Origin of the sequence: Mycobacterium vicinigordonae (assembly GCF_013466425.1) — a bacterium.
GTDB classification, from domain to species: domain Bacteria; phylum Actinomycetota; class Actinomycetes; order Mycobacteriales; family Mycobacteriaceae; genus Mycobacterium; species Mycobacterium vicinigordonae.
This window is the reverse complement of record NZ_CP059165.1, coordinates 2,411,419-2,436,705: the sequence shown is the minus strand read 5'-3', so window position 1 is coordinate 2,436,705 and position 25,287 is coordinate 2,411,419. Positions and strand designations below refer to the sequence as shown.

Annotated in this window: 23 protein-coding genes, 4 tRNA genes and 1 pseudogene; 14 read left to right on the top strand and 14 right to left on the bottom strand. The window is 66.0% G+C overall.

The window, feature by feature from the left end; translation table 11 throughout:
- Positions 1-24: 24 nt before the first annotated feature.
- Positions 25-96, bottom strand: a tRNA-Val gene (locus H0P51_RS11280).
- A 179-nt stretch (positions 97-275) separates the two neighbouring features.
- On the opposite strand from H0P51_RS11280, the gene H0P51_RS11275 reads away from it, so the two are divergent.
- The 3 genes from H0P51_RS11275 to H0P51_RS11265 all read left to right on the top strand — a co-directional run bounded on the left by H0P51_RS11275 (position 276) and on the right by H0P51_RS11265 (position 536).
- A tRNA-Gly gene (locus tag H0P51_RS11275) sits at positions 276-348 on the top strand.
- A 25-nt stretch (positions 349-373) separates the two neighbouring features.
- A tRNA-Cys gene (locus H0P51_RS11270) sits at positions 374-444 on the top strand.
- A 17-nt stretch (positions 445-461) separates the two neighbouring features.
- Positions 462-536 (top strand) — tRNA-Val (locus H0P51_RS11265).
- 196 nt (positions 537-732) lie between these two features.
- Here H0P51_RS11265 and H0P51_RS11260 read toward each other — a convergent pair.
- The 3 genes from H0P51_RS11260 to H0P51_RS28895 form a co-directional block, all read right to left on the bottom strand.
- The gene (locus H0P51_RS11260; protein WP_180918124.1) at positions 733-1,644 is read right to left on the bottom strand and encodes an alpha/beta fold hydrolase; all 912 of its coding nucleotides are present in this window, start codon (positions 1,642-1,644) and stop codon (positions 733-735) included.
- A 309-nt stretch (positions 1,645-1,953) separates the two neighbouring features.
- Positions 1,954-3,699, bottom strand: coding sequence for an MFS transporter (locus H0P51_RS11255; RefSeq protein ID WP_180918123.1), 1,746 nt, complete (start codon positions 3,697-3,699; stop codon positions 1,954-1,956).
- A gap of 95 nt (positions 3,700-3,794) precedes the next feature.
- On the bottom strand, positions 3,795-3,926 hold the full coding sequence (locus H0P51_RS28895) for a hypothetical protein (RefSeq protein ID WP_281373964.1): 132 nt from the start codon (positions 3,924-3,926) through the stop codon (positions 3,795-3,797).
- 14 nt (positions 3,927-3,940) lie between these two features.
- Here H0P51_RS28895 and H0P51_RS11250 point away from each other — a divergent pair, with 14 nt between their 5' ends.
- The gene (locus H0P51_RS11250) at positions 3,941-4,120 is read left to right on the top strand and encodes a YncE family protein (protein WP_246398560.1); all 180 of its coding nucleotides are present in this window, start codon (positions 3,941-3,943) and stop codon (positions 4,118-4,120) included.
- Positions 4,121-4,146: 26 nt separating this feature from the next.
- On the opposite strand, the gene H0P51_RS11245 is transcribed toward H0P51_RS11250, so the two are convergent.
- Positions 4,147-4,479 (bottom strand): DUF732 domain-containing protein, encoded by a 333-nt coding sequence (locus H0P51_RS11245; RefSeq protein ID WP_180918120.1) that lies wholly within the window; start codon positions 4,477-4,479, stop codon positions 4,147-4,149.
- 140 nt (positions 4,480-4,619) lie between these two features.
- On the opposite strand from H0P51_RS11245, the gene H0P51_RS11240 reads away from it, so the two are divergent.
- The 3 genes from H0P51_RS11240 to H0P51_RS11230 all read left to right on the top strand — a co-directional run bounded on the left by H0P51_RS11240 (position 4,620) and on the right by H0P51_RS11230 (position 6,503).
- Positions 4,620-5,351 (top strand): Clp protease N-terminal domain-containing protein, encoded by a 732-nt coding sequence (locus H0P51_RS11240; RefSeq protein WP_180918118.1) that lies wholly within the window; start codon positions 4,620-4,622, stop codon positions 5,349-5,351.
- A gap of 80 nt (positions 5,352-5,431) precedes the next feature.
- On the top strand, positions 5,432-5,968 hold the full coding sequence (locus H0P51_RS11235) for a hypothetical protein (RefSeq protein WP_180918893.1): 537 nt from the start codon (positions 5,432-5,434) through the stop codon (positions 5,966-5,968).
- A gap of 1 nt (position 5,969) precedes the next feature.
- Complete coding sequence (locus H0P51_RS11230; protein WP_180918892.1) at positions 5,970-6,503, top strand: GNAT family N-acetyltransferase; 534 nt, start codon at positions 5,970-5,972, stop codon at positions 6,501-6,503.
- Here H0P51_RS11230 and zapE read toward each other — a convergent pair.
- Positions 6,475-7,551, bottom strand: a complete 1,077-nt coding sequence (gene zapE / locus H0P51_RS11225) for a cell division protein ZapE (RefSeq protein ID WP_180918117.1) — start codon at positions 7,549-7,551, stop codon at positions 6,475-6,477. The genes H0P51_RS11230 and zapE overlap by 29 nt on opposite strands.
- Between zapE and H0P51_RS11220 the strand changes: the two genes are divergently transcribed.
- The 4 genes from H0P51_RS11220 (at position 7,550) to msrB (ending at position 11,703) form a co-directional block, all read left to right on the top strand.
- Positions 7,550-8,341: a pyrimidine reductase family protein gene (locus H0P51_RS11220; protein WP_180918109.1), complete on the top strand. Its 792-nt coding sequence runs from the start codon at positions 7,550-7,552 to the stop codon at positions 8,339-8,341. The genes zapE and H0P51_RS11220 overlap by 2 nt on opposite strands.
- Positions 8,342-8,371: 30 nt before the next feature.
- Positions 8,372-9,931 (top strand): alpha/beta fold hydrolase, encoded by a 1,560-nt coding sequence (locus tag H0P51_RS11215; RefSeq protein WP_180918108.1) that lies wholly within the window; start codon positions 8,372-8,374, stop codon positions 9,929-9,931.
- A 93-nt stretch (positions 9,932-10,024) separates the two neighbouring features.
- On the top strand, positions 10,025-11,287 hold the full coding sequence (aftC, locus tag H0P51_RS11210) for an arabinofuranan 3-O-arabinosyltransferase (protein ID WP_180918891.1): 1,263 nt from the start codon (positions 10,025-10,027) through the stop codon (positions 11,285-11,287).
- Entirely contained in the window at positions 11,284-11,703 is a 420-nt protein-coding gene (gene msrB, locus H0P51_RS11205) for a peptide-methionine (R)-S-oxide reductase MsrB (RefSeq protein WP_425488989.1), read from the top strand. Before aftC ends, msrB begins: the two co-directional genes overlap by 4 nt.
- A 199-nt stretch (positions 11,704-11,902) precedes the next feature.
- Here msrB and H0P51_RS11200 read toward each other — a convergent pair whose 3' ends face one another.
- Genes H0P51_RS11200 through hemE form a run of 4 tightly spaced genes read right to left on the bottom strand, consistent with a single transcriptional unit; the run spans position 11,903 to position 15,760 of the window.
- On the bottom strand, positions 11,903-12,652 hold the full coding sequence (locus H0P51_RS11200; RefSeq protein ID WP_180918107.1) for a class I SAM-dependent methyltransferase: 750 nt from the start codon (positions 12,650-12,652) through the stop codon (positions 11,903-11,905).
- A complete protein-coding gene (gene hemQ / locus H0P51_RS11195; RefSeq protein WP_180918106.1) occupies positions 12,649-13,344 on the bottom strand; it encodes a hydrogen peroxide-dependent heme synthase in 696 nt (231 codons plus the stop codon). The genes H0P51_RS11200 and hemQ overlap by 4 nt, the downstream gene beginning before the upstream one ends.
- 5 nt (positions 13,345-13,349) lie before the next feature.
- Positions 13,350-14,702, bottom strand: a complete 1,353-nt coding sequence (locus tag H0P51_RS11190) for a protoporphyrinogen oxidase (RefSeq protein WP_180918105.1) — start codon at positions 14,700-14,702, stop codon at positions 13,350-13,352.
- Entirely contained in the window at positions 14,699-15,760 is a 1,062-nt protein-coding gene (hemE, locus tag H0P51_RS11185) for a uroporphyrinogen decarboxylase (RefSeq protein ID WP_180918104.1), read from the bottom strand. The genes H0P51_RS11190 and hemE overlap by 4 nt, the downstream gene beginning before the upstream one ends.
- 53 nt (positions 15,761-15,813) lie before the next feature.
- On the opposite strand from hemE, the gene H0P51_RS11180 reads away from it, so the two are divergent.
- The 3 genes and pseudogenes from H0P51_RS11180 (at position 15,814) to H0P51_RS11170 (ending at position 18,606) form a co-directional block, all read left to right on the top strand.
- Positions 15,814-16,620 carry an enoyl-CoA hydratase/isomerase family protein gene (locus H0P51_RS11180; protein WP_180918103.1) on the top strand — a complete coding sequence of 269 codons (807 nt, stop codon included), beginning with the start codon at positions 15,814-15,816 and terminating at the stop codon, positions 16,618-16,620.
- A 57-nt stretch (positions 16,621-16,677) separates the two neighbouring features.
- Positions 16,678-17,315: pseudogene (locus tag H0P51_RS11175) on the top strand (DUF3000 domain-containing protein).
- Between the two features lies 1 nt (position 17,316).
- Positions 17,317-18,606, top strand: coding sequence for a ribonuclease D (locus H0P51_RS11170; RefSeq protein WP_180918100.1), 1,290 nt, complete (start codon positions 17,317-17,319; stop codon positions 18,604-18,606).
- A gap of 17 nt (positions 18,607-18,623) precedes the next feature.
- Here H0P51_RS11170 and dxs read toward each other — a convergent pair whose 3' ends face one another.
- Genes dxs through H0P51_RS11150 form a run of 4 tightly spaced genes read right to left on the bottom strand, consistent with a single transcriptional unit; the run spans position 18,624 to position 25,269 of the window.
- A complete protein-coding gene (gene dxs, locus H0P51_RS11165; protein WP_180918099.1) occupies positions 18,624-20,537 on the bottom strand; it encodes a 1-deoxy-D-xylulose-5-phosphate synthase in 1,914 nt (637 codons plus the stop codon).
- A 55-nt stretch (positions 20,538-20,592) separates the two neighbouring features.
- The gene (locus H0P51_RS11160) at positions 20,593-22,056 is read right to left on the bottom strand and encodes a cation:proton antiporter domain-containing protein (protein WP_180918097.1); all 1,464 of its coding nucleotides are present in this window, start codon (positions 22,054-22,056) and stop codon (positions 20,593-20,595) included.
- A gap of 7 nt (positions 22,057-22,063) precedes the next feature.
- Positions 22,064-23,275 carry a class I SAM-dependent RNA methyltransferase gene (locus tag H0P51_RS11155; protein ID WP_246398557.1) on the bottom strand — a complete coding sequence of 404 codons (1,212 nt, stop codon included), beginning with the start codon at positions 23,273-23,275 and terminating at the stop codon, positions 22,064-22,066.
- Positions 23,272-25,269: an APC family permease gene (locus H0P51_RS11150; RefSeq protein ID WP_180918095.1), complete on the bottom strand. Its 1,998-nt coding sequence runs from the start codon at positions 25,267-25,269 to the stop codon at positions 23,272-23,274. The genes H0P51_RS11155 and H0P51_RS11150 overlap by 4 nt, the downstream gene beginning before the upstream one ends.
- Positions 25,270-25,287: the final 18 nt, after the last annotated feature.

Sequence of the window (25,287 nt, the reverse complement as noted above, 5' to 3'; positions counted from 1 at the left end):
CGCGCTCAGATTCCGTCAAGAGGGTGGTCCCGGCTGGGATCGAACCAGCGACCTTCCGCGTGTGAAGCGGACGCTCTCCCACTGAGCCACGGGACCGGCGCCGAGAGGCGAACGACGTCGAAGACTAGCACGACTGCCGGCTCGGTCGAGCGGGCCAGGTGGGTCAGAGGGGTCGGGCGACCGACGCGACACGGCGCGTACCAAGCAATTTGTGTGCGCCCGCACACTGGACTATCGTCGTGCTTCGCACCGGGCGACGATCTCGCCCGTTGCGCGCGGATGTAGCGCAGTTGGTAGCGCATCACCTTGCCAAGGTGAGGGTCGCGGGTTCGAATCCCGTCATCCGCTCGGTGCAAGTGGCATCAACCCCAGCGGTGGAGTGGCCGAGTGGTGAGGCAACGGCCTGCAAAGCCGTGCACACGGGTTCGATTCCCGTCTCCACCTCCGATTTTTGACCCCCAGCGCGATTAGCTCAGCGGGAGAGCGCTTCCCTGACACGGAAGAGGTCACTGGTTCAATCCCAGTATCGCGCACCACGTTTGACCTGGCATTTCATTCCAGATTTTTGTCCTTCGACACTCACACCGCGGCGGATCCGGTCGAATCGCTGCGCGACGTACCGCCGCGGTACGCACCGGTCGCGATCGCGCCGGTGTCGCTCCGCGCTCGACGCCGGCTAGTCCCTAGACGTTGAAGCGGAACTCCACTACGTCGCCCTCGGGGGCCACAGCTTCAGTTCACGTCACCGAGGAACTCGACGAGCAGTTTCTCTACGGTTGCGGCTTGGTCCACCATCACCATGTGGTTCGCATCGTCGACGACCTCGATCCGTGCATTCGGTAGCGACTCGCGCAACATGCCTGCGGCCTTCGGGCCGTTCAGCGCCGACTCGTTTCTGCCGATGACAGCCAGCACCGGAACCGCCCTGAGTCGATCTAGATCGCAATCGCTTCGAAATGGCCAAGGTCGAGGCTGTGCGTTCCTGAACGACATTTTGAAATGCATTGCACCACAAATAAATTGACTCATAGACGGCATCCACGGCTGTTCGCGCAACAGTTTGCGGTTCCGAGGCATGACCATTGTGTCGAGCACTCGCCAGACGTGTCCTTCCTTGAGCGGCAGAACCAGCGGCGCAAGTCCCCGGACCATGAAGCTCGGGCTCATCCCGCCCGCGATGCCAACTGGACACAACAGCGCCAAGCGCTCCACCTTTTCGGGGAAGGCAGTCGCGTAGTGGGCGGATATCCACGTACCACGCGAAGCGGCTACAAACGCTGACCGCTGAATATCAAGAGCGCGCATCGTTTCATCAAGCCAAGTCACGATGTCAGCGATGGTCTTGGTCGGCTTCGCAGCGATGCTCTTGCCGGCTTCGTCGATCGCATCGATCATCGTGACGCTGTGGCTGGCAGTAAGAGTGCCAAGGAGCGGCACCCAGGACGTAGAGCTGATCGACGACCCGTGGAGGGCCACAATCGACGGCTTCGACCGATCTCCCGCGTGCAGTACATGGGTGCTTCCAAACGATGTCTCAACGTCCGATTCCGTGACTTGGACAGGGCTGGCCGAAAGCGCCGCGTCGTACAACCGCAGATAGGCGGCACGCGCGTCGTCAGAACGGAACTTCGAGAGTCTGGCCATATCCTCACCTGTCTACTACGCGCTACTGCTTACTTGTAGACGCTTTTCCAAACCGGAACTCGATGACGTCACCGCTCAATCGAAGTCGGAAGCCGCGGCCTGTTCAAGGGCCTGATTGAGTGCTTTCGTATCGGGCAGGATGACCTCCTCGACGACCTTCCTCCACCAAATCGGCTATCTCATGCCCTCCCAGGATGCGGCTTTGACTGAGACGATCCACCGCGCGTTCGACCCCTGCTAGAGCGCCGGTCCGGGCGACGAGCGCATCGACGTCACAGTGGGCACTGAATACCAATCACCACGACCGCGTCAGCCCTCCACCGCCTCCGCATACCGCCCCGCGCCGGCCAACGAAGCCAACGCTCCGATCACCATCATCACCGCCGCAGCGACGAAAACCACGACCAGGCCAGCATGAAAAGGACCCGAAATCAGCTGCGGGAAGAAGGTTTTGCCAGTTAGCACCTCGGCGTTGACACCGGGTTGCTGCAGAGCATTCGAGGGCGCAAGCAATTTGGCGATCGGGTTATAACCCAGAAAAGCCGCGAACAGGCTGCCCACCGGCGGCAGCCCGGCGACGTCATGAGCTACCGCGGCCGACACGCCCTGCGCCTGTAACCCACCACTCATAGCCTGTGGCAGCGTGTTCGCCAACCCGACGATCATCAACGAGAAGAAGACGCCGATCGACAGTGCAGAGCCCGCGTTGAAGAACGTCGACCGCACTCCGGACGCGGCGCCGCGCTCCCCCACCGGCACGCTTGACATGATGACGGCGGTGTTGGGCGCGGTGAAGATCCCACCACCCAACCCGTTAAGGAATACCAGCAGCGCGAACATCCGATAGTCGAAATTCACTGGGATCATGACCAACCCGACGAATGTGACAGCCATCAGCAACATGCCGGTCACACTCGGCGGCCGAGCACCGTACCGGTCGGACAGCCACCCCGCCACCGGCGCCCCGATCAGGAACCCGAACGTCGTCGGCAGCAGATAAATACCCGACCATAGCGGCGTCGACTCGAAGCTGTAGCCGTGCAGCGGCAGCCAGATGCCCTGCAGCCAGATGATGAGCATGAACTGCAACCCACCACGGCCGACCGAGGACATCAGGTTAGCCACGTTGCCAATCCCGAACGCTGACGACCGAAACAGCCGCACGTTCATCATCGGATGCGGCGCCCGCAACTCGATGACGCAGAACGCGCCCAACAGGAGCAGCCCGAAGGCAACCGCGCTCAGCACCCAGGGGTTGGTCCACCCTGTGGCATGGCCTTCGTAGGGCTGGATACCGTAGGTGATGGCTGCCAGTAACACGGTCAGCCCGACCCCGAACGTCACCGTGCCCAGCCAGTCCATGGATTCAGCCGTGCGAGAACCAATTTCGTGCAGTGAGCGCACGCTCCAAACTGTGCCCAGCACCCCGATCGGCACACCGACCCAGAAGATCGCCCGCCAGTCCCATTCGGAGAGCACGCCACCGAGCAGCAGGCCGATGAACGAACCCGCCACCGCCGCAACCATGTTGAAGCCCAAGGCCATGCCGCGCTGATTACTGGGAAACGCATCGGTGAGAATGGCCGCTGACAATGCCATCAGGATCGCGCCGCCAACACCCTGCACCACCCGCCAGCCGATCAGCCACATGGCGCCACCGCCGAGGTGAAATGGGTCGAACGACAACGCGATCGCCGCGACGGTGAATACCGCAAAACCCAGGTTGTAGATCCTCACCCGGCCGAACACGTCGCCGAGCCTGCCTGCCAAAACCACCAGGACGGCGGTGGCGACCAGATAGCCCATCAGCATCCAGAGCAGGTAGCCGATATTGGCTGGGGCGAGCGGGTCCAAACCGATGCCGCGAAAGATTGCCGGCAGCGAGATCAGCACTATCGAGGAGTTGATTACTGCCAGCAGCATGCCCAGTGTGGTGTTCGACAGAGCAACCCACTTGTACTGCGGGTGGTCGACGTCCCATCGGGGCCGGCGGATCTCCGGCGCGGGGGCGGTCTCGGCCGAATTGGTCACGAGGGGGCCGTCAGGCATCGGCATCTCATTCGTCCCTGTCATTGCGCACGGTCGGCCCCCGGCGCATATGTTAGCTATACAAACGAATGACGGCGCGACAGCGCCCGCCTATGACTAACTCACTCGTCGGATGTGGCTTCACCCTCTGTGCCGCGGTCCCGCGCGCCCGAACTCTCACCTGGTTCGTCGGCGGATGCGGCTTGCGGCGGTTGTTTGTCGCCTTCCGGTGGCGGCTGTTCAGCGGTGGTCACGGCTTCTCCGTCCATTGGTTTCTCTACAGCTACCCGTCAGCCGCACGGTGTCGGTGATCAACCCGGCAACCAACACCGTCACCGCCACCATCGGTATCGGTGGCAATCCGGTCTGGGCGGCGGTCGACCCCAGCACCGGCGACATCTTCGTCACCAACTCGGTCAACGGCACGGTGACGATGATTAGTGAGTAGTGGATCTGGTGGCGACAATGCGACTGTCAAGACCCCTCACTCGCGGCCGTCGCGGCCGGCAGCTGCGACGGGCAGTACGTATGCGCCGCAATCGCCGTGAAGCGTGCGGCGTTGTCCTGCGACAAGCCGGGGTTTGCGCCCTGGATGATTTTGACGACCTCGACACCCGTCTTGCCCTGCTCTGCCAGTTCACAGACCGTCTTGCCGGCAGTTATCGCGCTCGGGGGGTCTTTGAAGGTGATTCCGGCAGCTCCGAGCGAGACCAAGAACGCTTGATCCTGCCCGGCATCGGCGTGTGCAGGCACCGCGCAGCATCCGATCGCGGCCAGGAAACTGGTCAACGCCAACAAACGCCTCATGAACACGAGATTCTGCTGCACCTGTAGTTATCGCGCATCTCGTGCGGCGAATACGAAATGAAGGTTCTACGACCAACCGAGGCAGACCGCTACGTCAACTCTAGGTTGACGTAGATTCAACGTCAACCTAGAGTTGACGCATGGCCGAATCAACTCAAATTGCCTACCCAGTCCGCCTCGACGAAATGATTGACGCCATCAAGAAGGTGCACACCGACGCACTGGACCAACTGTCCGACGCGGTACTGGCCGCCGAGCACCTCGGCGAGATCGCTGACCACTTGATCGGTCACTTCGTCGACCAAGCCCGCCGATCGGGAGCCTCCTGGACCGACATCGGCAAGAGCATGGGTGTCACCAAGCAAGCCGCACAGAAGCGGTTCGTCCCGAAGACCGATTCCGCCACCCTCGATCCCGAGCAGGGCTTCGGGCGGTTCACGCCGCGGGCACGCGGTGCGGTGGTCGCGGCGCAGAACGCCGCCCACGAGGCCGCTAACAGCGAAATCACGCCCGAGCATCTGCTGCTCGGCGTACTCAGCGACCCAGGTGCCCTGGCCACGGTGTTGTTGCGTCTACAGAAGATTGACATCGACGCCCTGCGCGCCTCGATCCAGCTGCCGGAAGCAAGCGCGAAAACCCCCGCGATGATCCCGTTCAACGGACCGGCCCGCAAGGCACTGGAACTCACGTTCCGCGAAGCACTTCGGTTGGGCCACAACTACATCGGCACCGAACACCTACTACTCGCGCTACTCGAACTAGAGCACGGGTCCGGCCCGCTGCACCAGGCCGGCGTCGACAAGAGCCGCGTCGAATCCGACCTCGTCGATGCCCTGGAGTCGCTCAGCGCTGGCGGCCCGGCCAACGCCTGAGCAGGCCAACCCCTCCCCGTGGCATCACCTCGTGTGCAATCATGCGAGGGTCCCGAGCACTGGCAGCCCAGGAGGCGAAGATGCACCGCTGGCTGATCGTCCTTTGTGCATTCCTCGTCGGCGCGCCCGCCCTCCAAGTCGGCCTGCTGCCCGTCGACGCCGCCCTACCGCGCGCCCACGCCGGTGACGCGCCGATCGGCCACCTCGGCGACACGCTGCGGGTGGACACCGGCACCTACGTCGCCGACGTCACCGTAACCAGCGTGGTACCGGTCGATCCGCCGCCCGGTTTCGGCTACACGCGCAGCGGCGTGCCGGTCAAGAGCTTCCCCGACAGCACCGTCGCTCGCGCCGACGTCGTGGTCCATGCGGTGCGGGTGCCCAACTCCTTCATCATGGCGACCAATTTCAGCTTCGACGGCGTCACCCAGTTCGCCGACGCCTACAAGCCGCGCCCGTGCGACGCGCCCGACTGGCTGGACGCCGCTCTGGGCAACGCGCCACAAGGGTCGGTAGTGCGGGGCGGGGTGTACTGGGACGCCTACCGCGACCCGGTGTCGGTGGTCGTCCTGCTGGACCGCAAGACCGGCGAACACCTAGCGCAATGGAACCTGTGAACTGAGAGTAGAAGTCGCGGGTCGCGATGACGTCGACGAACTGGCTGACGTTGCCGCGCGGACGTTTCCGTTGGCCTGCCCGTCGTGGTCACGCCCGCGGGATATCGCCTCGTTCATCGACAGCAACCTGTCCACACCCTGCTTCGCGAACTACCTGAACGACCCGCAACGCACGGTCTTCGTGGCACGCGACGAGGGCCGAATCGTCGGTTACGCCATGCTGATTCGCGGTGTCCCCGACGACGAGAACATCCAACGAGCCGTCCCGTTACGTCCGGCGGTGGAGCTGTCAAAGCTCTACCTGCTGAAGGACTTCCACGGCAAGGGTGCGTCGACGGCGTTGATGGATGCCGCACTGGCCGCTGCCACCGCGTGGGGTGCGCGCTGTATGTGGTTGGGCACCAACGAAAACAACCTGCGGGCAACCCGCTTCTACACCAAGTGTGGCTTCAGGGTGAACGGCACCAAGACTTTTCAGATGGGCGAATTCGTCGAAGACGACTACGTCATGGTCCGGGAACTCGCCCTGCAGTAAGCGCCAGCAACCGGGACGTGGCGCGAAGGTACTTCTTGCGGAAACCACCCGCCAGCATCTCCTCGCTGAAGATGGTGTCGATCTTGGCTCCGGAAGCCACCACCGGAATGCCCGCGTCGTAAAGCCGATCGGTCAGCGCCACCAGTCGCAGCGCCATATTCTGATCGTCCAACCCGTGCACGCCGGTGACGAATACCGTCGTCACCCCCTCGATCAACGCCAAATACCGGGACGGGTGCATGGTGGCCAGGTGCGCGCACAACGCGTCGAACTGGTCCAGCGTTGCCCCCGGCAGCCCGGCGGCGCGAACAAAGACCTCCTCGTCGGACAACGGCGCCGGCGCCGGCGGTAATTCCCGATGCCGATAGTCGGGCCCTTCGATCCGAACAGTGCTGAAAATGCTTGCCAGCGTGTTGATTTCGCGAAGAAAGTCCTGAGCCGCGAAACGGCCCTCGCCGAGCTGCTCGGGCAGCGTGTTGGAGGTGGCGGCAACTGATACGCCCCGCTGCACCAGCGACGAAAGCAGTCGGGAGACCAGTGTGGTGTTGCCCGGGTCGTCCAGCTCGAACTCGTCAATACACACCGCGGTGTAATCGGAAAGCAGTTCAATGCATTCGGCGAAGCCGAAAACACCGGCCAGCTGGGTTAGCTCACCAAAGGTGGCGAACGCTTTGGGCTGCCCCTCGGGCAGCTGGTAGTACGCCGACGCCAGCAGGTGGGTCTTGCCCACACCGAACCCACCGTCCAGATACAACCCCACACCGGGCAACACCTCGCGGCGGCCGAGCAGTTTCCTGCGGCCCGCCCGGCGTTGCACCGCCTGGCGGCAGAACTCCCGGCACGACTCCACTGCAGCGGACTGGGTGGGTTCGGCCGGGTCGGGCCGGTAGGTCGCGAAGCTGACATCGGCGAACGTCGGCGGCGGCCGCAACTGCCCGATCAACCGCTCCGGCGACACCGACGGATGCCGATCGACCAGATGCGCAACCTGCCCCGATCCCGCCCCGTCCATGCAGGCACTGTAGCGACGTGCTCCAATCGAACTCATGCCCGACTTCGAGGCCGATATCGCCGGCGGCGTGGCCGCCGAGACGTCCCTGACGCTGCTGGGCGCACAGCGCGAAGTCGGGCACGACGAACTCCCCAAGCTCTACGCCTATCCCCCCGACCGGCCCTGCGTGCGCGCTAATTTCATTTCCAGCCTGGACGGCGGAGCCACCGTCGAGGGCCTCAGCGGACAACTGGGCAGCCCCGGCGACAGAGCCGTCTTCGTCGTATTGCGCGAATTGGCCGACGTCATCGTGGTTGGGGCGGGCACAGTGCGCTCGGAGGGCTACTCGGGCGCGCACGTCAGCGCTGGCCAGCGCCAACAGCGGCAGTCCCGTGGACAAAGCGAAATCCCCCAGCTGGCCATCGTCACCAATACCGGCCACCTGGACCGCGACCTGCCGGTCTTCACCCGCACCGAGGTGCCGCCGCTGATACTGACCTGCACCGCGGCCGCCGCCGACGCCGCCCGGCATCTCACCGGTCTGATCGACGACGTCGTCGACTGCTCAGCCCAGGCAACGGGCGTGCTGGACGTCGCCACCATGCTGGCCCAGCTGCAGGCCCGCGGCCTGACCCGGGTCCTCACCGAGGGCGGTCCGACACTCCTCGGCGCCTTCATCGAAGCCGGCCTCCTCGACGAGCTGTGCCTGACCATGGCACCCGTCGTCGTCGGCGGCGCTGCCCACCGCATCGCCTCAGGGCTCGGCCAGCTGCAAACCCGAATGCACCGCGCTCATGTCCTCACCGACGACGCCGGGTACCTGTACACCCGCTACGTCAAGGGCTGAGTGACGGACCGTCCCGCTACTGTGGTCGGCATGCGCCGGCATATCACGTTCGCCACGACCCTGGTTGCGGTGACCACGCTGCTGACCGGCTGCGTCCCGCTTTTCGGCGCCGACCCGCGCTTCGCCACCAACTCCGGCGCCAAGCCGCAGGGCGTGCCGAACACCACACCGCCGCCCAGCGGGCCCCCGCCGATCGCGGCGCCCAAGAACGATCTGTCGTGGCGTGACTGCACGGCAAAGGTCAACTCCGACGCCGGCGTCCCCGGCGCACCTGGGGTCAAGCTGGAGTGCGCCACCTTCGACGCCGACCTCGACCCGCTCAACGGCGGATCCGGATCCGTGAGTATCGGTGTGGTCCGCGCCCGCTCGGGCCAAACACCCAGCAATGCTGGTCCCCTGGTGTTCACCACCGGCTCCGACATCGCCTCCTCCACGCAACTGCCGGTCTGGTTGACGCATGCCGGTGCCGACGTGCTACGCGGGCATCCGATCGTCGCGATCGATCGCCGCGGCATCGGGATGTCCAGCCCAATCGACTGCCGCGATCGTCAAGACCGCGACGAAATGCGCGACCAGGCCCAGTTCCAGGTCGGCGACGACCCGGTGGCCAACCTTTCCGAAATCTCCAACACCGCCACCACGAACTGCACCGACGCCATTGCTCCTGGCGACTCGGCCTACGACAACGCCCATGCGGCGTCCGACATCGAGCGGCTGCGCAACCTCTGGGATGTGCCTTCAGTGGCGCTGGTTGGCGTCGGCAACGGCGCCCAAGTGGCGCTGAGTTACGCCGGATCGCGCCCCGACAAGGTTGCCCGGCTCATCCTCGATTCACCGATCGCGCTGGGCGCCAGCGCGGAAGCGGCCGCCGAACAACAGGTCAAAGGACAGCAGGCCGCTCTCGACGCGTTCGCCGCGCAGTGCGTCGCGGTCAACTGTCCGCTGGGGCCCGACCCGAAGGGCGCGGTCAGCGACTTGTTGGCAACCGCCCGCAGCGGCCAAGGCGTGAGCCGCACCTCGGTGGCGTCGCTCACCAATGCCATCACAATCGCCCTGGGCTTCCCGGTCGGCGACCGCGTCGCCAACACCACAAATCTGGCAACCGCGTTGGCCGCCGCACGCTCCGGAGACATGAACCAGCTGACCAACCTGGTCAACCGGGCAGAGAGCCTGCAGAACAGCGACGGTCAGTTCGTCAACAACTGCAGCGACGCGGTGAACCGTCCCACGCCGGACCGGATCCGCGAGCTGGTGGTCGCTTGGCCCAAGCTGTATCCGCAATTCGGCGCGGTGGCAGCGCTCAACTTGGCTAAATGCGTGCACTGGCCTACGGGCTCGACACCGCAGGCACCCAAGCAACTCAAGGTCAACGTACTGCTGCTCGGCGTGCAGAACGATCCCATCGCCGGCAACGAAGGCGTCGCCGCGACGGCGGCCACCGTCATCAACGCCAACGCGGCAAGCAAGCGGGTGATGTGGCAGGGCATCGGTCACGGAGCCAGCATTTATTCGTCCTGCGCGGTTCCGCCGCTGATCGGATATCTCGACGACGGCAAGCTGCCCGGAACCGATACCTACTGTCCCGCTTGAAATCTGTCCCGTTGGAAATGCGGGCGGACTGCCTGACGCTTCGGCCGGTCGGCCTGATACTTTGCGCAGGTGACGGCAGCTGACTCGACCGGCATGCGCAACGCGATACAGGCGGCGTTTCGTCCCGGCCCCAGGAGCACGGCAGCGATCCTGAGATCCGTGCTCTGGCCGGCGGCCATCCTGTCCGTACTGCACCGCAGCATCGTGCTCACGACCAACGGCAACATCACCGACGACTTCAAGCCCGTCTACCGTGCGGTGGAGAATTTCCGGCACGGCCTGGATATGTACAACGAGCACTTCGACTACGTCGACCCGCACTACCTGTACCCGCCGGGCGGCACCCTGTTGATGGCACCGTTCGGATACTTGCCCTTCGCGCCGTCGCGCTACCTATTTATCTCGATCAACACCGTGGCGATCCTGCTGGCCGCCTACCTGTTGCTGCGGATGTTCAACTTCACGCTGTCGTCGGTGGCTGCCCCCGCGCTGATCCTGGCCATGTTCTGCACCGAGACCGTGACCAACACGCTGGTTTTCACCAACATCAACGGCTGCGTGCTGCTGGCCGAGATCCTGTTCCTGCGGTGGCTGATGGACGGCAAAGTCGGTCATCAGTGGTGGGCCGGACTTGTCATAGGGCTGACACTTACACTCAAACCCCTGCTCGGCCCTCTGCTGTTGTTGCCGCTGCTGAACCGCCAGTGGCGGGCATGGGTGACTGCGCTGGTCGTTCCGGCGCTGATCAATGTGGCCGCCCTGCCGCTGGTGCCGCATTCGATGGACTTCTTTAAGCGCACGCTGCCCTACATCCTGGGCACCCGCGACTACTTCAACAGCTCGATCCAGGGCAACGGCCTGTACTTCGGCCTGCCCACCTGGCTGATCGTCGCGCTGCGACTGCTGGTCACCGCGATCGCGATCGGCGCCCTATGGCTGCTCTACCGCTACTACCGGACCCGCGACCCGCTGTTCTGGTTTACCACCTCCTCGGGAGTGCTGCTGCTCTGGTCGTGGCTAGCGATGTCGCTGGCCCAGGGCTACTACTCGATGATGCTGTTCCCGTTCCTGATGACGGTGGTGCTGCCCAACTCCGTGATCCGCAACTGGCCCTCCTGGCTGGCGATCTACGGGTTCATGACGTTGGACCGCTGGCTGCTGTTCAACTGGATGCGGTGGGGCCGGGCGCTGGAGTACCTGAAGATCACCTACGGGTGGTCGCTGCTGCTGATCGTCACGTTCACGGTGCTCTACTTCCGGTATTTGGACGCCAAGGCGGAAAACCGCTTGGAACACGGCATCGACCCGGCTTGGCTGAAGGTCGACCGCGCCCCGCGCGCTAGCGTGGAAGCATGACCAATATCGGACGTCCGAAGCTCGAGCTTTCCGACGACGAGTGGCGCAAGAAGCTCAACCCGCAAGAGTTTGACGTGCTGCGCCGCGCCGGCACCGAGCGCCCCTTCACCGGCGAGTACACCGACACCAAGACCCAAGGCATCTATCAGTGCCGTGCCTGCGGTGCTGAATTGTTCCGCAGTACAGAGAAATTCGAGTCGCACTGCGGCTGGCCATCGTTCTACGACCCGTCCTCTTCGGACGCGGTGATCCTGCGTTCGGACAACTCGATGGGCATGACCCGCACCGAGGTGCTGTGCGCGAACTGTCACAGCCACCTTGGGCATGTGTTCTCCGGCGAGGGCTACCCGACCCCGACCGACCAGCGCTACTGCATCAACTCGGTTTCGCTGCGTCTGGTGCCCGACTTGGCCTGACCCGGGCCCCGCCTCATCTCCCCGCCGAGTCCCCGCCTCATCTCCCCGCCGAGTGTGAAGTTCGCGACGCTCCATCGGCGAGTCCTGTCGCAGGATTCAATTTCGGGGTGGGAAGGGGCGGGCAGGAAGCGCGGGGAGTCGGGCGGGAAGCGCGAGGTGGCGGGCAGGAGGCGAAGAGAGGCGGGCGCGGCGCATCGTGTCAGTCGACACGGGTGGCGTGTACTTCCCAGAACGGCGCGTGTACCAGCCCGCCGTCCAGCCACGGCTCGATCGCCCGATACCGAGCCAGCAGCTCTTGCGCCTCTCCGGCCATGTCGGGATTGCGCGCGACCATCAAATCTATGGACTCGGCGCTGATGTTGACCCGATACGTGGTAGGCCCCAGATAGTCGATCTCCCATCCGGCGTCTGGAAGCACGTCGCGAAAAGCGCTCTCCGGCAATGTTCTCAGCATCTTGAACCCGTTGACGTCATGGGCGCCGAACTCGAACATGTACAGCCGCGCACCCGGCTTGGTCGCCCGATGCAGCGCCTGCGCGTAGGACCGCTGCAACTCCGGCGCGGTGCTGAAGGTGTGGTAAAAAGCGCAGTCCACGATGGTGTCGAATCTGCCGTCGAGGCCGTCGAGCTTGGTGGCGTCGGCAACCCGGAAGTCCACCGAAACCCCGGCCTTCGCCGCGTTCTCCCGGGCGCGTTCGATCGCTGTCGGCGAACCGTCAATTCCCGTCGCCGAAAGCCCTTGCGAGGCATAGTAAATAGCGTGGTGTCCGGGTCCGGTTCCCGGGTCGAGCACCTCGCCCTTAACAGCGCCCAACGCCACGAGCTGCTGCACCACCGGCTGCGGGCCGCCGATGTCCCACGGCGTGGCAGCGGGCAGGCCGCGCACCACCTGCTCGTCGCGGTAGCTCTCTTCGAACCGAGTGGGGTCGTTGGGGTCAAAGTTGGTCATGGCAGCGCGTTCACCAGTTGCTCAACCCCGACCCGCGGACCAGTGAAGAACGGCGTCTCTTCCCGGGTGTGCCGGCGGGCGTCGGTCGCGCGCAGCTCGCGCATCAGGTCGACGATGCGATCCAGTTCGGGCGCCTCGAACGCCAGGATCCACTCGTAGTCGCCCAGCGCGAAAGCCGGCACCGTGTTGGCCCGCACGTCCTTGTACTCGCGCGCGGCCATGCCGTGCTCGGCGAGCATCCGGCGGCGCTCCTCGTCGGGCAGTAGATACCACTCATAAGACCGGACGAATGGATACACGCAGACGTAGTTGCCGGGGTCCTCACCGGCTAGGAACGCGGGGATGTGGCTCTTGTTGAACTCGGCCGGTCGGTGCAGGGCCACACTGCTCCAGACCGGAGTACTAGCTCGGCCCAGCGTGGTGGTGCGGCGGAAGTCGGCGTAGGTGGCCTGCAGCGCCTCGACACGCTCGGCGTGGGTCCAGATCATGAAGTCCGCGTCCGCGCGCAGCCCGGCGACGTCGTAGACGCCACGCACCACGACGCCGCGTTCCTCCTGCTGCTTGATGAACGTGCTGGTCTCGTCGACGATGGCGTCCCGCTGGTCGCCGAGCTCACCCGCCCGGACGGAAAACACCGAGAACATCAGATAACGGATGGTTGCGTTGAGGCTGTCGAAATCGAGGCGTGACATGACCCCTATCGTGCCACTTGCGTTCCCCGCGCTTCGACGACGCTGGTGGCCGCCTTGCCGGCCGCGGCGACGCAGGCCGGTACCCCGATGCCGTCCAGATAGCTGCCTGCCACCGCCAGCGCCGGGGGCAGTCCGGCGCGCAGCTGCGCGACCAGGCCGGCGTGCCCCGGCCCGTACTGCGGCATGGCGTCGATCCAGCGTTGCACCCGGACGTCGATCGCTTCGACGGCGATCCCGAACACGTCGGCGAGATCGCGCAACGACCAGGCCAACAACTCGTCGTCGCCGGTGCGCACCGCCACGTCGTCGCCAAAGCGCCCGAAGGACAGTCGCAGCTGCGCGACGTCTCCGGGCAGACCCCACTTGCGGGACGACAGCGTGATCGCCTTGGCGTGCAGCGGTTCCCCGGTGGCCACCAGCACACCTGAGGCCTGGGGAAATGGCGTGTCGGCCGGCACCGCAAGCGCCACCACCGCCGACGAGGCGGTGATAATCCGGCCCGCCGCCGCTGCCGCGTCGGGCGCCACCGTCGCCAGTAGCCGCGCAACCTGAGCGCCCGGCACGGCCAGCACCACCGCGTCCGCACCCCACTGCTTGCCGGTCACGTCGCGCAATATCCAGCCGGGTTCGAGTGTGTCGATTCTGGCGCGCACCCAGCGGGCCCGACTTCGCGCGACGAGCTCGTCGAGCAACACCTGATAGCCGCCGTGCAGAGACCCGAATACCGGACCGGTGCTGACCTGCGACAACACGCCTAGCACGGCGTCGGTCAGGCTAGGGGCTCCGCGATCGAGGGCGGCCGCCACCGCCGGCGCGGCCGCCCGCAGCCCGATCGTCGCCGCCGAACCGGCATAGACCCCGCCCAATAGCGGGTCCAGCAGTCGGGCCACCACCTGGTCGCCGAACCGATCGGAGACCAGCTCGGCCGTGGCTGGGTCACTACCCGGCGTCCAGTGCAGCGTCCGGCCCGGCTCGGCCTCGATGCGGGCGACTGTGACGTCGTCGACCAGGCCGGCCACCGATGCACCCGACGACGGAATCCCGGCGACGGTATCCGCCGGCATGGAATGCAGCCGTTGTCCGCTGTAGATCAGTGGCCGCACACCGGTGGTGGCGCGCTGGCGCTCGGACAGCCCCAATTCGGCCAGCAGCGCCGGCACCTCGGGTCGGCGCAGTACGAAGGCTTCGGCGCCCAGATCCATGGGCTGCCCGCCGACCTGCTCGGTACGCAGAATCCCGCCGAGTCGATCGGCTGGATCGAACAGTGTGATCTCGGCGTCGTCGCCGAGCGCCATCCGCAGCCGGTATGCGGCCACCAGACCCGAAATACCGCCGCCAACAACGCAATACGACGTCATAGCGAGTGGACCAGCGACACCAGCTCGGTCAACACACCTGGATCGGTCTCGGGCAGCACTCCGTGACCGAGGTTGAAGACGTGGCCGGCCGCACCCGCATCGATCGCACGGCGTCCGTCGTCGACGACCGACCTCGCGGCGCGCTCGGCCACTGCCCAGCCCGCCAAGACCACCACCGGGTCGAGGTTTCCCTGCAGCGCCGTGCCGGATACGACGCGGGCCGCGGCATCAGTCAACGAGGTCCGCCAGTCCACCCCCACCACGCGGGCGCGTGCTGGCTGCACCGCCTCCGACATCGCACCCAGCAGCTCGGCGGTGCCGACCCCGAAATGCGTCATCGGCACACCGTGCTCCGCCAGGGTGGCGAACACCCGGGAGCTGTGCGGCAGCACGTACTGGCGGTAATCGGCCAGTGACAGCGTGCCCGCCCACGAATCGAACAGCTGGATCGCGTCCACCCCGGAGTCGATCTGACCGCGCAGGAACTCCACAGTGAGGTCGGTCAGCTTGGTCATTAAGGCGTGCCAGCTCGACGGTTCGGCCAACATCATCGCCTTGGTGTGGGCATGGTGACGGCTCGGCCCACCCTCGACCAGATACGACGCCAACGTGAAGGGCGCCCCGGCGAACCCGATCAGCGGGACGTCACCCAACCCGGCGACCAACAGTCCGATGGTATCCAGGATCGGCTGAATCGCTTGAGGATCAAGGGGTTTCACCGCCTCGATATCGGCGGCGGTGCGGATCGGGTCGGCGATCACCGGCCCCACGTCGGGGACGATGTCCAGATCGATACCCGCAGCGCGCAGCGGTACGACGATGTCGGAGAACAGGATCGCCGCATCGGTCCCGTAGCGACGGATCGGCTGCAGGGTGATCTCGCAAGCCACTTCCGGTTCGAAGCAGGCCGCCAGCATGCTGTGCCGTTCGCGCAGCGCCCGGTACTCGGGCAGCGAGCGGCCGGCCTGCCGCATAAACCAGACTGGGATACGGCTGGGTTTGCGGCCGGCCACGGCAGCCAAGTAGGGCGAGTGGGGAAGATCGCGACGGGTGCTCATCGGCTCCAATGCTGCCATGTGGCTGCTACGGCCCGGCCCGTAACATCACGCCAATGCCAGTCACCTACGACGACTTCCCCACCCTGCGCTGCGAATCCAACCGCGACGGCCTGCTGAATCTGGTGCTCGACGCCCCCGGGCTGAACTCGGTCGGCCCGCAGATGCACCGCGACCTCGCTGACATCTGGCCGGTGATCAATCGCGACCCCGACGTACGGGTGGTGTTGGTGCGCGGCGAAGGCAAAGCGTTCTCCTCCGGCGGCAGCTTCGAGCTGATCGACGAGACGATCAACGACTACGAAGGACGGCTGCGCATCATGCGCGAGGCCCGCGACCTGGTACTCAACCTGGTCAACTTCGACAAACCGGTGGTGTCGGCAATCACCGGCCCGGCCGTCGGAGCGGGGCTGGTGGTGGCGTTGCTGGCCGACATCTCGGTGGCGGGCCGGTCGGCGAAGATCATCGACGGTCACACCAAACTCGGGGTGGCCGCGGGCGACCACGCCGCGATCTGCTGGCCGCTGCTGGCCGGCATGGCCAAGGCCAAGTACTACCTGCTGACCTGCGAACCGCTCTCCGGTGAAGAAGCCGAACGCATCGGCCTGGTCTCGACCTGTGTCGACGACGATGACGTGCTATCCACCGCAACGCGGCTGGCCGAGAACCTGGCCGACGGCGCGCAGAACGCGATCCGCTGGACCAAGCACAGCCTCAACCACTGGTACCGGATGTTTGCGCCCGCCTTCGAAACCTCCCTCGGCCTGGAGTTCCTCGGCTTCGCCGGACCGGACGTTCGCGAGGGGCTGGCCGCGCACCGCGAGAAGCGCCCCGCCCGGTTCGGCACCGGTTCGCAGAGCTGAGCACGGTTCGGCGCGCCTGATTTCGCCTGCGCGACGATAGGTCTACCGTCGGAAGCTGTGAGGCGGGCCCACAAAGAGATCAAGCGCAGCTTTGAGCAGGAGCGGCGCAGATGACTTCGGCCGTCGAACCCGCACCGTTTCGCGAGGCTGTCGCGGCGATGAACGCCGTGACTGTGCGACCGGAGATCGAGCTGGGCCCCATCCGACCCCCGCAGCGGCTGGCGCCCTTCAGCTACGCACTGGGCGCCGAGGTCAAACACCCCGACCTCGACATCGTCCCCGAGCGCTCCGAAGGTGACGCGTTCGGCAGGCTGATCCTGCTCTATGACCCGGACGGCTCCGACGCCTGGGACGGCACCATCCGCCTGGTCGCCTACATCCAGGCTGACCTGGACTCGCACGAGGCTATTGACCCGCTGCTCCCGGAGGTCGCATGGAGCTGGCTGTCCGAGGCGCTCGATGCCCACACCGAACACATGACCGCGCTCGGCGGCACGGTCACGGCCACCACCTCGGTGCGCTACGGCGACATCTCCGGTCCGCCGCGCGCACACCAGCTGGAGCTACGTGCATCGTGGACGGCCACCACCCCTGCGGTAGGCAGCCATGTCTCCGCGTTCTGTGACGTGCTCGAGCACGCGGCGGGCCTGCCGCCCGCCGGTGTCACCGACCTGAACTCACGGTCACGCGCCTGATATGAGTTCGTCTCCTACGGAGCCGGATCCGTCGGACAGCACGGACCCGCTGGCCACTCCGCTGCTGCACCCGGCTGACGGGATTCCGGCCCTTTCCGTCACCGCCCGCGACATCGCATCGGCCGCCGCTCGGCTGAACCGCGGGCACGGCCCGTTCGCCGTGGACGCCGAACGAGCCTCAGGTTTCCGGTACTCCAATCGGGCCTACCTGATCCAGATCCGGCGATCCGGCGCCGGCACCGTGCTGATCGACCCGGTCAGCCATGGCGGTGATCCCGCCAGCGTGTTGCAGCCGGTGGCCGAGGTGCTGGGCGAGGACGAATGGATCCTGCACTCGGCCGATCAGGACCTGCCGTGCCTGGCCGAGGTCGGCCTGCGACCGCCGGCGCTATACGACACCGAACTCGCCGGCCGCCTGGCCGGCTTCGAACGGGTGAACCTGGCGACCATGGTCGAGCGGCTGCTGGGCCGGGGACTGGCGAAAGGCCACGGCGCGGCCGACTGGTCCAAGCGGCCGTTGCCCGCCGCGTGGCTCAACTACGCCGCCCTCGACGTGGAGCTGCTGATCGAGCTGCGCGCGGCAATTTCTCAGGTCCTCACCCAGCAGGGCAAAACCGATTGGGCCGCACAGGAATTCGAATATCTGCGGACCTTCGAGGACCGGGCGGTCCCGGTCACCCGCCGGGACCGCTGGCGGCGGACGTCGGGCATTCACAAAGTGCACGATCGCCACGCCCTGGCCGCCGTGCGCGAGTTGTGGACGACCAGGGATCGTCTCGCCCAGCGCCGAGACATCGCGCCGCGCCGCATCCTGCCGGATTCGGCCATCATCGACGCGGCGCTCACCAACCCCAATACCCTCGACGAATTGGTCGCGTTGCCCGTATTCGGCGGGCGCAACCAGCGGCGCAGCGCCGCGATGTGGCTCTCGGCGCTGGAGGCTGCGCGGCAGAACCCAGACCCCCCGGAAGTCAGCGAGGCGTCCAGCAGTCCGCCGCCGCCGGCGCGGTGGAGCAGACGCAAACCCGACGCGGCCGCACGATTGGAAGCGGCCCGCGCGGCGCTATCGGAGTTGTCGGAGCGGGTGCAGATACCCACCGAGAATCTGCTGGCACCCGACCTGGTACGACGACTGTGCTGGGAGTGGGAGACGCTGGCGCCGGGGGTGACCGACTCGGTAACCATCATCGAGGAGTATCTGCGCGCCGGACAGGCCCGGCCATGGCAGCGCGAACTGGTGGTTCCGGTGTTGGCCGCGACGGTGGGCCTACCTGCCACTGTTGACGATTGAACCGCGGGCACGCGGCGTCAATCAAGGTGCTCGTGCACCTCGGATTCGACAACTGAACTGCCCAGGGCGGCAACCCAACCCGTGATCCGGCGGGCCACATCCTGGTCGGTGAGCCCCAGCTCGGCTAGCACCTCGCCGCGGGACGCGTGCTCGTAGAAGTTTTGCGGCAGGCCTACATCGCGGCACGGGATGTCGATCTCAGCGCTACGCAGCGCCGCCGAAACCGCCGACCCGATGCCACCTGCCAATCCGTTGTCTTCCATCGTCACCAAAAGCTTGTGCTGCACAGCTAATTCGCGCATCACCTCGGGAACGGGAAGCACCCACCGCGGGTCGATAACGGTGACGCCAATCCCCTGCTTGTGCAGTCGCTTGGCGACCGCCTGGGCCATCGACGCGAACGCGCCCACCGCGACCAGCAGCACGTCTTTGGTCAAGCCGCCGCCGGGGACCGCGAGCACATCCACCCCGCCGCGCCGCTCGATAGCCGGAATGTCTTCGCCGACATCGCCTTTGGGGAAGCGGATCGCTGTCGGGCCATCATTGATGTCGAGCGCCTCGGCCAGTTCCTCGCGCAGCCGGGTCGCGTCGCGCGGCGCGGCCACCCGGATACCTGGCACGACACCCAGGATCGACAGATCCCACATGCCGTTGTGGCTGGCGCCGTCGTTGCCGGTGACACCGGCCCGGTCGAGCACCATGGTGACCGGCAGTTTGTGCAACGCCACGTCCATCATGATTTGGTCGAACGCCCGGTTCAGGAAGGTCGAATAGATCGCCACCACCGGGTGCATGCCGCCCATCGCTAGCCCGGCCGCCGACGTCATCGCGTGCTGCTCGGCGATGCCGACGTCGAACAACCGATCCGGGAAAGCCTCCCCGAACGCCGACAGCCCGGTGGGACCGGGCATGGCCGCCGTGATGGCCACGATGTCGCGGCGCCGATGACCGATGGCGATCAAGGTCTCGGCGAACGTGGCCGTCCAGCCCGGGCCAGCCACCTTGGTGGACTGGCCGGTGAGCGGATCCAGCGGACCCGTCGAATGCATCTGCTCGGCTTCGTCGGCCTCGGCGGGCCCGTAACCCATGCCCTTGCGGGTGACGACATGCACGATCACCGGTCCGCCGAAACCGCGGGCACTGCGCAGCGCGACCTCCACCGCCCGCTCGTCGTGGCCGTCGACCGGACCGACGTACTTCAGGCCCAGGTCGGTGAACAGCAGCTGCGGCGCCAATGAGTCCTTGATGCCGGCCTTGACGCTGTGCATAAAGTGGTAGGCGACCTCGCCGACCAGCGGCACCGAACGCATCGCGTTGCGGCCTCGCTCAAGCAGCTGTTCATAGGCCGGCTGCAACCGCAGCTTGGCAAGGTGGTCGGCCACGCCGCCGATGGTTGGGGCGTAACTGCGCCCGTTGTCGTTGACGACGATGATCACCGGCCGATTGCAGGCCGCGATGTTGTTCAGCGCCTCCCAGCACATGCCGCCGGTGAGGGCCCCGTCTCCGACGACGGCCACCACATGCCGGTTGCGGTGACCGGTCAGCTCGAACGCCTTGGCCAGGCCGTCGGCGTAGGACAACGCCGCGCTGGCATGGCTGGACTCCACCCAGTCGTGCTCGCTCTCGGCCCGAGAGGGGTAGCCCGACAGGCCGCCCTTCTTGCGCAGGCTCTCAAAATCCGGGGCGCGGCCAGTCAGCATCTTGTGGACATAGGCCTGGTGACCAGTGTCGAAGATGATCGGGTCGTGGGGTGAGTCGAACACCCGGTGCAGGGCCAGAGTCAGCTCGACCACACCGAGATTCGGTCCGAGGTGGCCCCCAGTGGCAGCCACCTTGTGGATCAGGAACTCGCGGATCTCTTGCGCGAGGTCGCGTAGCTGCTGTTGGGAAAGGTGCTGCAGATCAGCGGGCCCGCGGATCTGTTCCAGCATCCCGTCAGTCTACGCAGCGCGCGCAAGTGCGGCCGGGCACGCGACCGTCGGCCCCCTATGAGGTGCCGAACAGTTCGGCGAGGCCGTTGTGGAGTTCGGGATCGGCCAGTATGACGACCTCGTCGCCGGCTTGAAGTTCCGTGTGCCCCCGCACCGCCACCAGGCCGGTGGCGCGGACCACGATGCTCACCCAGATGTCGCCGACCCGGTCACTGAGGTGCTCGATCGTGCAACCCTCCGCTGCCGAGCCGGAGGCAACGCTGAACCGATGCACCCCGTGCGGCTCGTCGGCGAGCCGGGCCCCTATCTCCCACGGCCGTGTCTGCACGGTACGCATGGGCAGGCGCAACAGCTTCGCGGCGGTGGGCACCAGGCTGCCCTGCACCAGCACCGAGAAGATGACGACAACGACCACGATGCCGTAGAGGCGTTCGGCGTCGGCGATGTGCGCGGCCCGCAGGAACTCGCCGAGCAGGATCGGAACGGCGCCCTTGAGGCCCGCGAACAGAATGAAGGCACGCTCGTTTGGCTCCAGTCGCACACGAACTAGGCAGGCGCTCGCGGCCAACGGCCGAATGATAGCGGTCAGGGCCGCGCCCAGGAGAAGCCCGGGAATCCACACCTCCGGATGGGTGAGGACGCGCAGGTCTACCGTCAGCCCCAAGACGGCGAATGCGACGATCTCGGCCAGCCCGGCCAGCGCGGCATGGAATCGCTTGATCTCAGGTTTATAGGGAGCGCGCGCGTCGCCGATCACGATGCCGGCGACGAAGACCGCCAGGTATCCCGAACCGTGTGCCAGAGTCGCGGCCCCATACAGCATCAGGCAGCATGCCAAAGTTCGCAGCGGGTAAAGTCCTTCGCTCGGGAGTGCGACGCGGCGCATGAACACCAGCAGGACCCGGCCGCCGAGCACCCCGACGACCAGCCCGGTTCCCATCTGCAATGCGAATTGGGTTCCGACGCTGATGAATCCGGCCACACTCAGGCCGCCCGCGGCGATCAGGCCGGACATCAGGGAGATGCCGACCGGGTCGTTCATCCCGGACTCACCTTCCAAGATGGTGCTGCTCCGGCCAGCGATCTCACGTTTGCCCAGCACGGAGAAGACCACCGCCGGATCGGTGGGAGCCACCGCGGTAGCCACCAACACCGCGAGGTACCAGCCGATGCCGCACGCGTAGTGCAGCAACAATGCGGCCCCGGCAGCGACGAGGCCGGTCCCCAGCACGCCGACCGAGAGGATGGGCACTGCCGCCGCACGGAAGCGCTTCACTCCTATATGCATGCCGCCGTCGAACAACACCAGGACCAGGGCGATGGTGATGACCCGCTCCACCGTCCGCTCCGCGGGAGCCTGGACCGCCGGCACAGCGTGCACCGCAGCGGCCGCACCGACCAGCACCAGCACAGCTACCGGCACCTTGACCTTCTCGGTGAGACGGTTCGCGAGGACCGCGGCTAGTCCGACCGCACTGGAGAGCAAGACGATCAGCGCATACCGCAGGGTCTCGTTCACGGTGGGTCTAACCACCCATTTTCGGATGGGTCAGCAGCGCCACGCACTCCACATGGTGGGTCAGCGGGAATGCATCAAACACCCGGAGCTTCTCGACGAGATAACCAAGGTCCCGGTACAGCCCGATATCGCGCGCGAAAGATGCTGCCTCACAACCGATATGGACTATCCGCGGTACTCCGGCGGCAGCAAGCCGGTCGATCACCTCTCGCCCGGCCCCCGCCCGGGGCGGATCCAGCACCGCGACGTCGGCCCCATCCCGCTGGGCGGCCAACGCCCGTCGCACCGAATCGGTGACGATCTCGACCTGCGGCAGGTCAGCCAGGGCAGCACGCGCCGCCCCCGACGACCCGCGAGAGGTGTCCACGGTGAGCACCCGGCCTGTCTCGCCCACCGCGTCGGCGAGCGCCGCGCCGAACACGCCCGCACCGCCGTAGAGGTCCCACGCGGTCGCCCCCGAAGCGGGTTGCGCCCACTGCGCCACCAGCGCGCTGTACACCCGCGCGGCGTCGCGGTGTGCCTGCCAGAAAGCAGTCACCGGGATTCGCCACTGGCGCGATCCCACCCGCTGCACAGCGTGATAGCCGCCCTCGACGACGGTGGCGATGTGGCGCTTGCCCTGTTTCGACGTGCTGACCACATGCCGCTCACCGACGTCATCAACGGCCACCTGCAGCTGCGCGCCCGCCCGCCAGTCCGCGGTGTCCAGCCCGTCAAGCATTCCGCTCGGCAGCTGCCCACAACGCAGATCGGTGACCAGATCGTCGCTGTGGTAACGGTGGAATCCCGGCCGGCCGTCGCCGCCGACCTCAAGACGAACTCGGGTACGCCAGCCCGTCGGCCCGGAATCCGAAAGTGGCTCCGCCTCACCAGACCAGCTGTGCCCGCCGAGGCGTTCGAGTTGGTTGGCAACCACCGCCGCCTTGATGGCGCGGGCCGCCGACGGCCGCGCGAACGCCAGATCGCAACACCCCGCGCCATGGACCCCAGCTATCGGACACAACGATTCGATCCGGTCCGGCGACGGCTCGATCACCTCGAGAACCTCTGCATGCCAATATGATCCGCGGTCGACAGTTACCCGCACCCGCACCCGCTCCCCCGGCAACGCATAGCGGACGAAAACCACCCGACCCTCATGGTGCGCGATGCAGCTGCCGCCGTTCGCGGGCGACTCGGTGACCAAAGTCAGGTCCCCGCAAGCGGATTCCTCGTTCAATCGAAAATGCCCCGCCGCGCGTCGCCGGGTGCCGCGTGCGGCCGCAATGTCTTGAGCCGCTCCGACGAAGTCAGCTGCCACGGCACCGACGTCACCATCACCCCCGGCATGAACAACAACCGGCCCTTGAGCCGCAGCGCACTCTGGTTGTGCAGCAACTGTTCCCACCAGCGGCCCACCACATACTCCGGGATAAAGACCGTCACCACGGTCCGGGGCGACTCCTTGCTTACCCGCTTGACGTAATCGAGTACCGGACCGGTGATTTCGCGGTAAGGCGAGGCGATGACCTTCAGCGGAACGCTGATATCACTTTCCTCCCACTCGTGCTTGAGTTCTCGCGTCTCGGCGTCGTCGACGCTGACGGTGACCGCCTCGAGCACGTCGGGCCGGGTCGCCCGCGCGTAGGCCACAGCGCGCAGTGTCGGCAGGTGCAACTTCGATACCAGGACCAAAGCGTGGTTGCGACTGGGCAGCACGATCTCGTCGCCGTGCGCAGCGGCCTGCTCGGCCAATTCCCGGCTGACCCCGTCGTAGTGCCGGCGGATCGCCTTCATCAACACGAACAGCAGGCCCATGGCGACAATGGCGATCCAAGCTCCGGCCAGGAATTTGGTGACCATGACCACCAGCAGCACCGCGCCGGTCGCGAGGAAGCCGATGGTGTTGACGATCCGCGAGCGGGCCATGCGTCGCCGCGCCGCCGGATCCGACTCGGTACGCAGCAGCCTGGTCCAGTGCCGCACCATGCCGATCTGACTCAGCGTGAACGAAATGAAGACCCCGACGATGTAGAGCTGGATCAGCGCGCTCAACTCGGCCCGGAACGCAACGATCGCCAGCAGGGCGGCCGCGGAAAGGAACACGATGCCGTTGGAGAAGGCCAGCCGGTCGCCGCGGGTGTGCAGCTGACGCGGCAGGTAGCTGTGCTGCGCCAAAACCGAGCCGAGCACCGGAAACCCGTTGAACGCCGTGTTGGCCGCCAGCACCAGGATGAGCGCAGTCACCGCGGTGATCAGCACGAAGCCGAGGTGGAAGCTGCCGAACACCGTCTGCGCCAGCTGCGTGACCAACGTCTTCTGGTAGTAACCGACCGGCGCCCCGGCCAGCTGCGTCGCCGGGTCGCTGACGAGTTGGACGCCGATTTTCTTGGACAGCACGATGATGCCCATCAGCAGCGTCACCGCGATGCCACCCAGCATTAGCAGAGTGGTGGCCGCGTTCTTCGACTTGGGCTTCTCGAACGCGGGAACCCCGTTGCTGATCGCCTCTACCCCGGTGAGCGCCGCGCAGCCGGACGAAAATGCCCGGGCCATCAGGAACACCAACGCGAACCCGACGATCTTGCCGTGTTCGGAGTGCATCTGAAAGCCGGCGGACTCGGCCCGCAGCGGATTACCCAGCACGAAGATCCGGAACAGCCCCCAGCCCAGCATGGCGGTCACCCCGATGATGAACGCGTAGGTGGGAATGGCGAACGCCAACCCGGATTCGCGCACACCGCGCAAATTCATTGCCGTCACCAGCAAGATTGCCGTCACGCAGAACGACACCTTGTGGTGGGCGACCAAGGGCACCGCCGACCCGATGTTCGACATCGCCGACGCGGTCGAAACCGCTACCGTGAGAACGTAATCCACCATCAGAGCGCTGGCTACCGTGAGACCCGCGTTAGCACCAAGGTTGGTGGTGACTACCTCGTAGTCGCCGCCGCCGGAAGGATAGGCGTGCACGTTCTGCCGGTAGCTGGCGACCACCACCAGCATGACCGCCGCGACCGCAAGGCCGATCCATGGCGACAGCGAGTACGCCGCAAGACCACCCACCGAGAGCATCAGGAAAACCTCTTCGGGGGCGTACGCGACCGACGACAGCGCATCGGAAGCGAAAACCGGCAGCGCTATTCGCTTCGGCAGCAGGGTGTGGCCCAGCGCATCGCTGCGAAACGGCCGCCCGATGAGCAATCGGCGTGCAGCGGTTGAAAGTTTGGACACGAGAGCCAAGAGTAAGCG